The organism is Psychrobacter sp. TB55-MNA-CIBAN-0194 (assembly GCF_040309505.1).
Classification (GTDB): domain Bacteria; phylum Pseudomonadota; class Gammaproteobacteria; order Pseudomonadales; family Moraxellaceae; genus Psychrobacter; species Psychrobacter fozii.
The window spans coordinates 1-271 of record NZ_JBEOOW010000298.1; the positions used below are offsets into that span (position 1 = coordinate 1).

The 271-nt window shown below is 45.8% G+C and carries 1 pseudogene; it reads left to right on the forward strand.

Annotated features, from left to right (window positions below):
* A pseudogene (locus AAEY75_RS15215) lies at positions 1-271 on the forward strand (acetate kinase); the annotation flags it as partial.

A 271-nucleotide genomic window follows, 5' to 3' on the forward strand; every position in this document is an offset into this window, starting at 1 on the left:
GTATTAAACACACCACATTAAATGGTGAAAAGTTAGAAATTGCAATCGCTGGTGGTCGTCATGAACTTGCCTTACAGAAAATCCTTGAGCTACTTGAGCAGTATCACTTTATTGCTGTTGGGCATAGAGTGGTACATGGCGGTCGTGAGTACTCAGAAGCGGTGCGTGTCGATGCGCATGTGTTAGCAGAAGTCAAACGTCTAAAAGTCCTCGCCCCATTACACAATCCGGCAAACGCACTGGGTATCGAAGCTGTACAAGCAATCTATCC